We start from the raw sequence: 12,274 nt of genomic DNA on the forward strand, positions 1-12,274 counted from the left end.
ATGGCGCAGTATCAGGGAAGCTGCCACTGCGGGCGGGTCGCCTATGAGGTCGAAGCCGATCTCGGACAGACCCTCACCTGCAATTGTTCCTACTGCCAGCGCCGCGGCTCGATCCTTGCGTTCTCGCCCGCCAGCGCCTTCACGCTCACCAAGGGTGAGGATGCGCTGACCGAGTACCGCTTCAACACGCAGAAGATCCAGCATCTGTTCTGCGAGACCTGCGGCATCGAATCCTTCGCCAAGGCGAATGGGCCCGACGGCACGCCGATGGTCGCGGTCAACGTCCGCTGCCTCGCCGGCGTCGAGCCGACCGAACTGTCGCCGACCGCCTATGACGGGCGTTCGCGCTAGGAGGGGTTGTGGTCGCGATCACGGTCGAGCCCGAGCAGGACGAGACGCGTGCCGCGGTGCTGCGCGGCCTGAGCGCCCATAATCAGGTCAGGGTCGGCCCGCGCAACGGCACGCCATTGACGATCAGCCTGCGCGACGCGGACGGCACGATCCTCGGCGGGCTCGTCGGCGAGCTGAAATGGGAATGGCTGCATGTTGATCTGTTCTGGATCGACGAGAGCCAGCGCGGCACCGGCCGGGGCGCGGCCATCATGGCTGAGGCCGAGCAGCGGGCGAGGGATTACGGCGCGCGCGGCGTCTATCTCTCGACGATGAGCATCCAGGCGCCGGGGTTCTATCCCCGGCTCGGTTATCGCGAATGCGGCCGGATGGAGGACTATCCGGTGGCCGGTCAAACGCTGCATCATTTCACGAAGGCGCTATGAGTATCTCGAACCGCAAGCCAGGAACGCCGAAGGAAGCCCCGGCCGAGCCGCTGAAGCGGGCGATCTCGGGCGCGATGAAGGCGATCGCACGCAAGCCGGAGATGGAAATCGTCTTCGCGGCCGACAAGCCCTCGCTCGTCGGCGAGCGGGCGCGCCTGCCCGAGCCGCCGCGCAAGCTCAGCCCCGGCGATGTCGCGATCCTGCGTGGCCATGCCGATTCGATGGCGCTTCGGCTCGCCTGCCATGATGCTGCGATCCACCGCCGCACGGCGCCGGAGGGCGATGCGGCCCGTGCCGTGTTCGACGCCGTCGAGCAGGCGCGCGTCGAATCGATCGGCGCGCGGCGGATGTCCGGCATGGCCGGCAACATCACCGCGATGCTGGAGGACCGCTACCACCGCGGCGGGCGCTACGAGGAGGTCACTGACCGGGCCGACGCCCCGCTGGAGGATGCGCTGGCGCTGATGGTGCGGGAGCGCCTGACCGGCCTGAAGCCGCCGAAGGCGGCGGAGAAGGTCGTCGAGCTCTGGCGCGAGCAGATCGAGGCCAAGGCCGGGGCCGATCTCGACCGGCTGACGAAGACGATCGAGGACCAGCGCGGCTTCGCCCGCACGGTGCGCGACATGCTGGCGGCGCTCGACATGGCCGAGCAGACCGCGCAGGGCGACGAATCCGACGAGGACGAGGATAACCAGGACCAGTCCTCCGAAGACCAGCAGCAGCAGGAAGGCGAATCCGAGCAGGAGAGCGGTGCCGATCGTTCCGAGGTCGAGGTCTCCGAGGACGCGACCGAGGAACTGCAGGAAGGTGCCTCCGAGGCGACCGATGCGCCGGCCGGCGACTGGGACGAGGAGGACGAAGCTTCCGAATCCGAAGAGGCCGGCGAGGCCCCGCGTCCGCGCGAGAGCCGCGGCAACGAGCGCCCGCAGACCGATTACAAGGCCTATACCCAGAAATTCGACGAGGTCGTCACCGCCGAGGAGCTCTGCGACGCCGAGGAACTGACGCGCCTGCGCGCCTATCTCGACAAGCAGCTCGCCCACCTCCAGGGCGTGGTCGCGCGCCTCGCCAACCGCCTGCAGCGGCGCCTGATGGCGCAGCAGAACCGCACCTGGCAGTTCGACCTGGAGGAGGGCGCGCTCGACCCGGCGCGCCTGCCGCGCATCATCCTCGATCCGTTCCAGCCGCTCTCCTTCCGGCAGGAATCGGACACGAATTTCCGCGACACGGTCGTCACCCTGCTGATCGACAATTCCGGCTCGATGCGCGGCCGGCCGATCACGGTGGCGGCGACCTGCGCCGACATCCTGGCGCGGACGCTGGAGCGCTGCGGCGTCAAGGTCGAGCTGCTCGGCTTCACGACGCGCGCCTGGAAGGGCGGGCTGTCACGCGAGGCCTGGCTGCAATCGGGCAAGCCGGCCAATCCCGGCCGCCTGAACGATCTCCGGCACATCATCTACAAGGCGGCGGATGCGCCCTGGCGGCGCGCCCGTAAGAATCTCGGGTTGATGATGCGCGAGGGGCTGCTCAAGGAGAATATCGACGGCGAGGCGCTGGACTGGGCGCATAAGCGCCTGCTCGGCCGCTCCGAGCAGCGCAAGATCCTGATGGTGATCTCGGACGGCGCGCCGGTCGACGATTCCACCCTCTCGGTCAATGCCGGCAATTATCTCGAGCGGCATCTGCGCCATGTCATCGCCGAGATCGAGACGCGCTCGCCGGTCGAGCTCATCGCCATCGGCATCGGCCATGACGTGACGCGCTATTATCGCCGCGCCGTGACCATCGTCGATGCCGAGGAGCTGGGCGGGGTGATGACCGAGAAGCTCGCCGAGCTGTTCGAAGAGGACGGGCCTGCCGGGTCCGGCTCCAAGCGCCGCGGGCATTGATGCGTCTCACGCGCCGCGCCGCGCTGGCAGGGTTCGGCGCGCTCGCGCTGCCGGGTGCGGCTCGGGCGATCGAGCAGACCCGCTTCTCCGTCGGGGTCTCGGCCCGGCCGATCACGGCCTTCGAGCCGCGCCGGCCGGAGCAGCGCCGCTTCGGCGCGCTGCAATTCCGCAGCGGGCTCGTGCTCTCGTCAGGCCATCCGCGCTTCGGTGGATTTTCGGGGCTGGCGCGACTGAATGGCGGGCGCGATCTCGTCGGGATCACGGATCGTGGCTACTGGCTGACGGCGAAGGTCGCTTCCAGTGGCGGCAAGCTCGCCGGGCTCGAGGAGGCCGAGATGGCGGCGATTCTCGGCGCCTCCGGCCGGCCGCTGACCCGCTCCGGTCTCTTCGACACCGAGAGCCTCTGCATCCACGAGGGTACGGCTTACGTCGGGATCGAGCGCAAGCATGAGATCGCCCGCTTCGACTGGGCGCGTGATGGCGTCGAGGCGCGTGCACGGCCCGTGCCGGTGCCGCGTGAATTCAAGCGCCTGCCGCGCAATCGTGGGCTGGAGGCGCTCGGTGTCATGCCTGTTGGGCCTCTGAAAGGGTCGCTGGTCGCGATCGCGGAGCGCTCGGGCAAGGAGGACGAGCCGACGCTCGGTGCCATCCTTGGCGGCCCTCAGCCGGGCCTGTTCAAGTTCGCCCGGCATGACGGCTACGACATCACCGATCTCGCCTTCCTGCCTTCCGGCGACATGCTGGTGCTGGAGCGCTGGTATCAGCCGCTGCGCGGCGTTGGCATGCGGATGAGACGAATCGCCGGGCGGGATATCCGGCCGGGCGCGCTGGTGGATGGCCAGCGCCTGATCGAGGCCGATCTCGGCTTCGAGATCGATAATATGGAGGGCTTGTCCGTCCATCTGGAGGGCGGGCGGACGATCCTCACCCTGATCTCGGACGACAATTTCTCGTTCCTCCAGCGCACGCTGCTGCTGGAATTCGAGCTGCTTTCGTAGACAACGTCATGGTCGGGCTTGTCCCGACCATCCACGTCCTCGCTGTTCGAAAGCCGTGTTCAAGACATGGATGCTCGCCACAAGGGCGAGCATGACGGTGGAGCCCAGCTCAAACGAAAAAAGCGGCCTTGCGGCCGCTTCATTCAAACCCGGAAGGGCAAACCGCTCAGTTGGCGGTGAGCTTCTTCTCGAGGTCGCGCTTCAGGGTCAGTGCGCCGACCGAGAGGTCGCCGGCCGCAGCCTTGAGCAGGAAGGCATCGAGACCGCCGCGATGCTCGACCGAACGCAGGGCGTTGGCCGAAATGCGCAGGCGCACCGAACGGCCGAGCGCGTCCGACTGCAGGGTGACGTTCACGAGGTTCGGACGGAAGACGGTCTTCGTCTTGCGGTTCGAGTGGCTCACGAGATGGCCGGTCTGGGTGGCTTTCCCGGTCAGTTCGCAACGGCGGGCCATGATATCGTTCCTTACGTTCCCGGGGGCGCTCAAACAAAAAAACCGACACGTGACGTGCCGGCGAGCACCGGAAGTCAAATTGAAGTCGCGGTTCCATAGCCAAGGGCGCGGCTTGCGTCAAGGAAAACTCCGTTCGCCGTTCACATGGCCTTCAGCGTTAACGGGGTGTAAAGATCGGGGTCCGATGCTTCAATCGGTCGTTGCTTCGCCACAAGGGGAAGCCGGCCACGATTCGGGCCGATTCAGAGTGCATTCCGCACAGGATCGCGCCGTTCCGGAGACAGTGGATGAAGTCCGCCGCCGCATCGTCCCTTGCAGGCCTCGCCCTCGCCGCCTGTCTGGGCGCGAGCGCCGATGCAGCCTCGCTCGACGCGCGCTACGACGTTTCGCTCCTGGGAATCACCCTGGGTACGGCGAGCCTCAGCGGCGGCATCGACAATTCCGGCTACAAGCTCGACATCACTGCCAAGCTGACGGGAATCGCCGGTGGCGTCACGGGCGGGCGCGGCTCGGGCGCGGCGACAGGCGCCCTCGTCGGCGGCAGGCTTGCGCCGAAGACTTTCGCTGTGAGCTCCGCCAATTCCAGCGAGAGCCGGACCGTCCGCATGGCGCTTGCCGAGGGCACCGTCGCCGGCATCGATATCGAGCCGCCGATCGACGAGAAGCCCGATCGCGTGCCGCTCAACGAGAGCCACAAGCGCAATATCGTCGATCCCCTCAGCGCCTTCCTGATGCCGGTCACCGGCAAGGGCAAGGACGCCGCCTGCAATCGCACGCTGCCGATCTTCGACGGCGCGGCGCGCTACGACATCAAGCTCTCGAGCGCCGGCACCCGTAACGTCAAGCTCGAAGGCTATAGCGGCCCGGTCTCGATCTGCCAGGCGCGCTTCGTCCCGATCGCCGGCCACCGCGCGCTCAGGCCCAGTACCAAGTTCATGGCCGAGAACCGGGACATCTCGGCCTGGCTCGCGCCGATCGCCGGCACCGATGTGATGGTGCCGGTGCGCATCTCCGTGAAGACGATGATCGGCACGGCCGTGATCGAGGCTTCCAGATTCAAGGTCGATCCCGGCGTGACCGCCAGCGCTGCGCGGAATTGAGGCCGGGCCTCAGGGCGCGCGCTTGACGCCCTGATCGTCCTCGAAGACCGGCCGGAAGAACGAGCGCTCATAACTGATGATGAAACGCTCCTTCTCGTTCATCGCGAAGGCTGCCTGGCATTCGGGATCGGCGAAGGAGCGCTTGCGGTAGTCCTCATAAGCAGCGAGCGAGGGAAAGCTGAACATCGCGAGCGCGACGTTCGACACGCCTTCCGACGGCATGAAATAGCCGTGGTGCTTGCCGCCGAACTTTTCGACCAGCCGGATCCAGAGCTTACCATAGACCTCGAAGGCTTCGAGCTTATGGGGATCGATGACGTAGCGCAGGTAGCAGGTGACCATGGTCAGGCGGCCTTCGCCGTGCTGAGGAAGGTCTTCATCCGCTCCAGCGCCTTCTCGATGTTCTCCAGCGAGTTGGCATAGGACAGGCGGATATAGCCCTCGCCGTGGACGCCGAAATCGGGGCCGCCGATGGTGGCGACGCCGGTCTCCTCCAGCAGGGCCGAAGCCAGTTTCTTGGCCTTCCAGCCGGTCTGCGAGACGTTCGGGAAGGCGTAGAACGCGCCCCTGGGCTCGATGCAGGAGACGCCGGGCAGGCCGTTCAGGCCCTTGACCACCGCCTTCCGGCGCCGGTCGAATTCCTTGAGCATCATGTGGACCGCGTCCTGCGGGCCGGTCAGCGCGGCGAGGCCGGCCCATTGCGCGGGGGCGTTGACGCAGGAATGCGAGTTCACAGCGAGCTTGCGGGCATTGTCGAGCAGGGGCTTCGGCCAGACCGAATAGCCGAGGCGCCAGCCGGTCATCGCATAGGTCTTGGACCAGCCATTGAGCAGGATCAGCCGGTCGCGGATTTCCGGATAGCTGAGAAGGCAGACATGCTTCTCGCCGTCATAGACCATCTGGTCGTAGATCTCGTCGGACATGATCGCGACATCGGGAAACGCCGCCAAGCCGGCGACGAGCTTGTCGATCTCGGCCTTGGGCGTGACGCCGCCGGTCGGGTTGGCCGGCGAGTTGATGATCAGCAGCCGGGTCTTCGGCGTGATCAGCGCCAGCGTCTCCTCGGCGGAGAAGGCGAAGCCGTTCTCCTCGCGGATCGGCACCGGGATCGGCGTCGCGCCGGTATACTCGATCATCGAGCGATAGATCGGGAACCCGGGGTCCGGATAGAGGATCTCGGCGCCGGGCTCGCCGAACATCAGGATCGCCATGAACATGGTGACCTTGCCGCCGGGCACGATCATCACGCTCTCGGGCGAGACCTCGACCGCGAAGCGCTTGTGCAGGTCGGCGGCGACCGCTTCGCGCAGGGGCAGGATGCCGTTGGCGGGGGTGTAGCCGTGATGGCCGTCGCGCAGCGCCTTCACCGCCGCCTCGACGATATGGTCAGGCGTCGAGAAGTCGGGCTGGCCGATGCCGAGATTGATGATGTCCTTGCCCTGGCGCTGCAATTCGGTGGCGCGGGCCAGCACGGCGAAGGCGTTTTCCTCGCCGATGCGGGCGAAGGAGGGGACGACGTGAAGGGTCATGGCGCGTTTCCTCGGACAGCGTTGGCATGAAGCCGGCTGCGCCTGTCTTGGCGCCAAACCGGCGCGGCTGGCAAGCGCGGGCGGCGCATTCCGGGATTGTTGCATGCTGCATACAGCATGATTAAATAGTATGACTATCCGCCAGATTGGGCCTTGCCGAGCCGCAGGCGATGGGCATGATGGCTAGTCTCAAATCGTTTGAATGTGAGATCGGCAAGCGGCCGCCAGCGCCGCGCCGAACGAGAGGAAACGAGGATGGCCAAGGCACCCGGCAAGAAGTCCGTTCGGCGCATCAAGCCCGAGCAATTGCGCTCGAAGGCGTGGTTCGACAATCCCGACAACGCCGATATGACCGCGCTCTATATCGAGCGCACCATGAATTTCGGCCTGTCGCGCGAGGAGCTGCAATCGGGCCGGCCGATCATCGGCATCGCCCAGACCGGCTCGGACATCGCGCCCTGCAACCGGCATCATATCGAACTCGCCTCGCGCGTCCGCGACGGCATCCGCGAGATGGGCGGCGTGCCCTTCGAGTTCCCGATCCATCCGATCCAGGAAACCTGCAAGCGGCCGACCGCGGCGCTCGACCGCAACCTGCAATATCTCTCGCTGGTCGAGATCCTCTACGGCTATCCGCTCGACGGCGTCGTGCTGACGACGGGCTGCGACAAGACCACGCCGGCCCAGATCATGGCGGCTGCGACGGTCGATATCCCGGCGATCGCGCTGCCGGGTGGGCCGATGCTGAACGGCTCCTTCCGCGGCGAGCGCACCGGCTCGGGCACGATCGTCTGGAAGGCGCGCCAGATGATGGCGGCCGGCGAGATCGACTATAAGGGCTTCGTCGACCTCGTCGCCTCGTCGGCACCGTCGGCCGGCCACTGCAACACGATGGGTACGGCCTCGACGATGAACTCGCTGGCCGAGGCCATGGGCATGACGCTGCCCGGCGCCGCCGCGATCCCCGCGCCTTATCGCGACCGCTACGAGATGGCCTATCTCACCGGCAAGCGCATCGTCGAAATGGTCTGGGAGAACCTGATCCCCTCGAAGATCCTGACGCGCGAGGCGTTCGAGAACACCATCGTCATCAACTCGGCGATCGGCGGCTCGACCAATGCGCCCGTCCATGTCAACGCCATCGCCAAGCATATCGGCGTCAAGCTCGACAACGAGGACTGGACCAAGGTCGGCTACGACATCCCGCTGCTGGTGAACCTGCAGCCGGCCGGCGAGTATCTCGGCGAGGACTACTATCGCGCCGGCGGCCTGCCTGCCGTGATCGCGGAGCTGATCGAGAAGGGCAAGCTCAAGCCCGCCATCACCGCCAACGGGCGGACGCTCGAAGAGAACTGCAAGGGCGCCTTCTCGATCGCCCGCGAGGTGATCAAGAGCTACGACCAGCCGATGAAGGCCCAGTCGGGCTTCCTCAACCTCTCCGGCAACCTGTTCGATTCCGCGATCATGAAGACCAGCGTGATCACGCCGGAATTCCGCAAGCGCTATCTGGAGAACCCGAAGGACCCGATGGCCTTCGAGGGCCGCGCCATCGTCTTCGACGGGCCGGAGGACTATCACCACCGCATCGACGATCCGGCGCTCGCCATCGACGAGCACTGCATCCTGTTCATCCGCGGCGTCGGTCCGATCGGGTATCCCGGTGCAGCCGAGGTCGTGAACATGCGGCCGCCGGATTACCTGATCAAGAAGGGCATCACGGCGCTTGCCTGCGTCGGCGACGGCCGTCAGTCCGGAACTTCGGGTTCGCCCTCGATCCTCAACGCCTCGCCGGAAGCGGCGACCGGCGGCGGGCTCGCGCTGCTCAAGATGGGCGACAAGGTCCGTATCGACCTGAAGAAGCGCACCGCCAACATCCTGATCTCGGATGCGGAGCTGGCCGAGCGCAAGGCGGCGTTCAAGGCGTCGGGCGGCTACAAGTATCCGAAGAGCCAGACGCCCTGGCAGGAGATCCAGCGCAAGATCGTCGACGAGCTCTCCGAGGGCATGGTTCTCAAGCCGGCGGTCAAGTACCAGAAGATCCACAAGAAGTTCGGCATTCCGCGCGACAACCACTGAGCGGGTGCCGCGTTTGAAAGAGTGTCTTCCCGTGCGCGCTGCGGCATGTAATGCCGCGGCGCAGACACGGGACCGTCGCCCGATAAATGCGCCTTTGCTTCGGACGATCCCGCATCTGCGCAGCGGCACTTCGCGCCGCGGCGCGTGCGGGATGACACGCGGCACTGGCGCTTTCCCGTTGCCGTCGCCACCCACGCCATTCCGCCCGCGCATCGGCGTTCGCTGCGCGACGCGCAGCCTTCGGGGCTGACAAACGATACGACCCTCGACACTATGGCAGTCGTTCGTTCCGCTTCCATTTGAAACGATTTAAACCATGGCACAGAGCCCGCAGGTCGAAGCCTTCCGCAAGCTCCACGAGGCCGGCTGCTTCGTGATGCCCAATCCCTGGGATCTCGGCTCGGCCCGCTGGCTGCGCGGGCAGGGCTTCAAGGCGCTGGCGACGACGAGCGCCGGCTATGCCTTCACGCAGGGGCGAGCCGACCAGGACGTGCCGCGCGACATGATGCTGGCCCACATCGCCGAGATCGTGAAGGCGGTGCCCGACCTGCCGGTCAATGCCGATTTCGAGAACGGCTATGCCGATACGCCCGATGGCGTCGCCGCCAACGTCAAGCTCTGCGTCGCGACCGGCGTCGCGGGCTTGTCGATCGAGGATGCGACCGGGCGCCAGGACGAGCCGCTCTACCCGTTCGAACTCGCGGTCGAGCGGATCAAGGCGGCGCGCAAGGCGATCGACGAGACCGGCTCGGGGGTCGTTCTGACGGCGCGGGCCGAGTGCTTCCTGACCGGCCATGCCGAGCCGCTGAAGGAATCGGTGCGGCGGATCGAAGCCTATGCCGCGGCGGGTGCCGATGTGCTCTATGCGCCCGGCCCGAAGACCACGGCCGATATCGGAGCCATCGTCGCTGCGGCCGGCGGCAAGCCCGTGAACACGCTGATCTACGGCGATTTCGGGCTTTCCGTGTCTGAAATCGCGGCGACCGGTACGCGGCGCATCTCGATCGGCGGGGCGCTGGCGCGAGCGGCCTGGGCCGCCTTCATCGAGGCGACGCGGCTGATCGCGGAGGAGGGCAGCTTCAAGGGCTTCGCCGGCAACGGCGCCTCGGCGCCCCTGAATCCGTTCTTCACCAAAGACCTCGCGGAGCGCTCATGAGCGGCACGCTGCTGATCGCGCCGGAATGGCTCGGCCTCAGCGGCCTCTGGCAGATCGACGCCAAGGGCAAGCGTCGAGCGGTCGACGCCGAGGATGTCGGGCTCTCCGAGGCGGTTGCGGACCGGCTCGAAGCCTGGATGGATGCCTTCGACGCGATCTATGACGAGGATGAACCGGCGGCTTCCGATTTCAGCGACGCGGTCGAGCGGCTGGCCTGGGAAGCGGAAGGCGCAGCGCTCGTCCATGCCATTGCGGGAGAACTCGGAGCGGGCTGGGAGATCCGGCTCGACCTCGCCGGCTGGAAGGGGAAGGAAGCATCATGACGACGCTTCATTGGACGGCCCCCCCGTTCCCGCCGGCCAAGGTTCTGGAAGGCCAGTATTGCCGGCTCGAACCGCTCGATGTCGCCAAGCATATCGACGACATCTGGGCCGCCGATGTCGGGCGCGACAGCGTCTGGGACTGGCTCTCGGTCCCGCCGCCGAAGGATAAGGACGCCTACCGCGCGCTGCTCGACTCGATGGTGACGAAAGCCGGCATCGTGCCGCTCGCCGTGATCGACAAGGCCGACGGCAAGGCCAAGGGTCATCTCTGGATCATGGAGATCCGGCCCGAGCATGGCGTGTTCGAGGTCGGCTCGATCACCTATTCCCCGGCCTTGCAGCGGACGCGGGCGGCGACCGAGGCGATCTATCTCGTCGGCGATTACGGCTTCTCGCTCGGCTATCGCCGCTACGAGTGGAAGTGCAACAACCTGAACGAACCCTCCAAGCGAGCCGCCCTGCGCTTCGGCTTCCAGTATGAGGGGCTGTTCCGCCAGCATATGGTGGTGAAGGGCGCCAATCGCGACACCGCCTGGTTCTCGATCCTGGACGGCGAATGGCCGGTGCGCGCCCAGGCCTTTCGCCGCTGGCTGGCGCCGTCGAATTTCGATGCGCAGGGCCAGCAGAAGCTCTCGCTCGGTGCCTTCAACCAGATCGGAGGCCATGCGGGAACTGTCGCGCTGCGCCGGGCCGGGCTCGCGGATATCCCGGCGATCCTTGCGCTCAAGAACGCTGCCTATACGCCGAACGAGAGCATCATCGGCGTGCCCTCGCTGCCCCGCATCGCCGATTATGCGCAGGTCGTCGCCGAGCACGAGGTCTGGCTCGCGGAGGATGCCGGCAAGCTCGAAGCCGCGCTGGTGCTCGACATCGAGCCGGAGGATTTCACGATCTGGAGCGTGGCCGTCGCGCCGGAAGCGGCGGGCCGCAAGCTGGGCGCCGCGCTGATGAGCTTCGCCGACGAGCGGGCGCAGGCGCTCGGCTATGCTTCGGTCCATCTCTACACCCATGCCAAGCTGACCCAGCGCATCGGCTGGTACGAGCGGCTGGGCTTTTCCATCACGCATCATGAGGACATGGCCGACCGGCGGCTGACCCATATGCGCAAGACCTTTGCAAAAGCCGGTTGAAAGAGGACACGGGTATGGCAGGACGTTTGAAGGGCAAGGTCGCGGTCGTCACCGCCGCGGGGCAGGGGATTGGCCGGGCCATCGCCGAGGCTTTCGTCGCGGAAGGCGCCACCGTCTGGGCGACCGACAAGGACGTCGCCCTGCTGGAGGGCATTCCGAAGGCGAAGAAGCGCAAGCTCGACGTGCTTTCGTCCAAGGCGGTCAATGCCTTCGCCGAGAAGGTTGGCCCCGTCGACATCCTCGTCAACGCCGCCGGCTTCGTCCATCACGGCACGGTTCTCGACACCGACGACAAGGCCTGGGACTTCTCCTTCGACCTCAACGTCAAGTCGATGCACCGCACGATCCAGGCTTTCCTGCCGGGCATGCTGGCCAAGGGCTCCGGCTCCATCGTCAATATCGCGTCCGGCGCCGGCTCGGTGCGCGGCATCCCGAACCGCTATGCCTATGGCGCGACCAAGGCGGCGGTGATCGGCCTGACCAAGGCGGTCGCGGCCGACTACATCAAGAAGGGCGTGCGCGCGAACGCGATCTGCCCCGGCACGATCCAGTCGCCCTCGCTCGACCAGCGCATCAAGGATCTCGCCCAGGCGACGAAGACGACCGAGGCCGCCGCCCGGCAGGCCTTCATCGATCGCCAGCCGATGGGCCGGCTCGGCACGGCCGAGGAGATTGCTGCGCTCGCCGTCTACCTCGCGGCGGACGAGTCGAGCTACACCACCGGCCAGATCCATCTGGCGGATGGCGGCTTCGCCCTCTGAAGCGCTTTCGGACGGAGGGCGGCCGTCGCCCTCCGTTCCCCTGACGGGTTGCCGCTAAGAGCAGCCCGAGATGCGAACCGGA

General features: G+C 66.5%; 13 protein-coding genes and 1 pseudogene. 11 read left to right on the forward strand and 3 right to left on the reverse strand.

All coding sequences use genetic code 11. The features are described 5' to 3' along the window. The 4 genes from AC1RLU_RS01580 to AC1RLU_RS01595 are packed head-to-tail and all read left to right on the forward strand — an operon-like array spanning position 1 to position 3,663. A complete protein-coding gene (locus AC1RLU_RS01580) occupies positions 1 to 351 on the forward strand; it encodes a GFA family protein (protein ID WP_061970142.1) in 351 nt (116 codons plus the stop codon). An 8-nt stretch (positions 352 to 359) separates the two neighbouring features. Beyond that, the gene (locus AC1RLU_RS01585) at positions 360 to 776 is read left to right on the forward strand and encodes a GNAT family N-acetyltransferase (RefSeq protein WP_061970140.1); all 417 of its coding nucleotides are present in this window, start codon (positions 360 to 362) and stop codon (positions 774 to 776) included. After that, positions 773 to 2,665, forward strand: coding sequence for a cobaltochelatase subunit CobT (gene cobT / locus AC1RLU_RS01590; protein WP_061970139.1), 1,893 nt, complete (start codon positions 773 to 775; stop codon positions 2,663 to 2,665). The genes AC1RLU_RS01585 and cobT overlap by 4 nt, the downstream gene beginning before the upstream one ends. Beyond that, entirely contained in the window at positions 2,665 to 3,663 is a 999-nt protein-coding gene (locus tag AC1RLU_RS01595) for an esterase-like activity of phytase family protein (protein ID WP_492793593.1), read from the forward strand. Before cobT ends, AC1RLU_RS01595 begins: the two co-directional genes overlap by 1 nt. Positions 3,664 to 3,829: 166 nt before the next feature. On the opposite strand, the gene rpmB is transcribed toward AC1RLU_RS01595, so the two are convergent. Beyond that, positions 3,830 to 4,117, reverse strand: a complete 288-nt coding sequence (gene rpmB / locus AC1RLU_RS01600) for a 50S ribosomal protein L28 (RefSeq protein ID WP_091856907.1) — start codon at positions 4,115 to 4,117, stop codon at positions 3,830 to 3,832. A gap of 287 nt (positions 4,118 to 4,404) precedes the next feature. Here rpmB and AC1RLU_RS01605 point away from each other — a divergent pair, with 287 nt between their 5' ends. Further along, positions 4,405 to 5,217: a DUF3108 domain-containing protein gene (locus AC1RLU_RS01605; protein ID WP_492793594.1), complete on the forward strand. Its 813-nt coding sequence runs from the start codon at positions 4,405 to 4,407 to the stop codon at positions 5,215 to 5,217. 9 nt (positions 5,218 to 5,226) lie between these two features. On the opposite strand, the gene AC1RLU_RS01610 is transcribed toward AC1RLU_RS01605, so the two are convergent. Both AC1RLU_RS01610 and AC1RLU_RS01615 read right to left on the reverse strand, forming a co-directional pair. Further along, entirely contained in the window at positions 5,227 to 5,559 is a 333-nt protein-coding gene (locus AC1RLU_RS01610; RefSeq protein WP_492793595.1) for an NIPSNAP family protein, read from the reverse strand. Between the two features lie 2 nt (positions 5,560 to 5,561). Then, positions 5,562 to 6,746 (reverse strand): pyridoxal phosphate-dependent aminotransferase, encoded by a 1,185-nt coding sequence (locus AC1RLU_RS01615; protein WP_492793596.1) that lies wholly within the window; start codon positions 6,744 to 6,746, stop codon positions 5,562 to 5,564. Between the two features lie 255 nt (positions 6,747 to 7,001). Here AC1RLU_RS01615 and AC1RLU_RS01620 point away from each other — a divergent pair, with 255 nt between their 5' ends. The 6 genes and pseudogenes from AC1RLU_RS01620 (at position 7,002) to AC1RLU_RS01645 (ending at position 12,192) form a co-directional block, all read left to right on the forward strand. Then, the gene (locus AC1RLU_RS01620; RefSeq protein ID WP_492793597.1) at positions 7,002 to 8,822 is read left to right on the forward strand and encodes an IlvD/Edd family dehydratase; all 1,821 of its coding nucleotides are present in this window, start codon (positions 7,002 to 7,004) and stop codon (positions 8,820 to 8,822) included. A 316-nt stretch (positions 8,823 to 9,138) separates the two neighbouring features. After that, positions 9,139 to 9,978, forward strand: coding sequence for an isocitrate lyase/PEP mutase family protein (locus AC1RLU_RS01625; RefSeq protein ID WP_492793598.1), 840 nt, complete (start codon positions 9,139 to 9,141; stop codon positions 9,976 to 9,978). Continuing rightward, positions 9,975 to 10,301, forward strand: a complete 327-nt coding sequence (locus AC1RLU_RS01630) for an immunity protein CdiI family protein (RefSeq protein ID WP_492793599.1) — start codon at positions 9,975 to 9,977, stop codon at positions 10,299 to 10,301. Before AC1RLU_RS01625 ends, AC1RLU_RS01630 begins: the two co-directional genes overlap by 4 nt. Next, positions 10,298 to 10,960, forward strand: a pseudogene (locus AC1RLU_RS01635) (GNAT family N-acetyltransferase); the annotation flags it as partial. The gene AC1RLU_RS01630 and the pseudogene AC1RLU_RS01635, both read left to right, overlap by 4 nt. A 105-nt stretch (positions 10,961 to 11,065) precedes the next feature. Continuing rightward, the gene (locus AC1RLU_RS01640) at positions 11,066 to 11,431 is read left to right on the forward strand and encodes a GNAT family N-acetyltransferase (RefSeq protein ID WP_492794305.1); all 366 of its coding nucleotides are present in this window, start codon (positions 11,066 to 11,068) and stop codon (positions 11,429 to 11,431) included. Positions 11,432 to 11,445: 14 nt separating this feature from the next. Next, positions 11,446 to 12,192, forward strand: coding sequence for an SDR family oxidoreductase (locus AC1RLU_RS01645; RefSeq protein WP_061970123.1), 747 nt, complete (start codon positions 11,446 to 11,448; stop codon positions 12,190 to 12,192). The last annotated feature ends 82 nt before the right edge of the window (positions 12,193 to 12,274 follow it).

The organism is Allobosea sp. GW822-FHT05A11, from assembly GCF_058800455.1.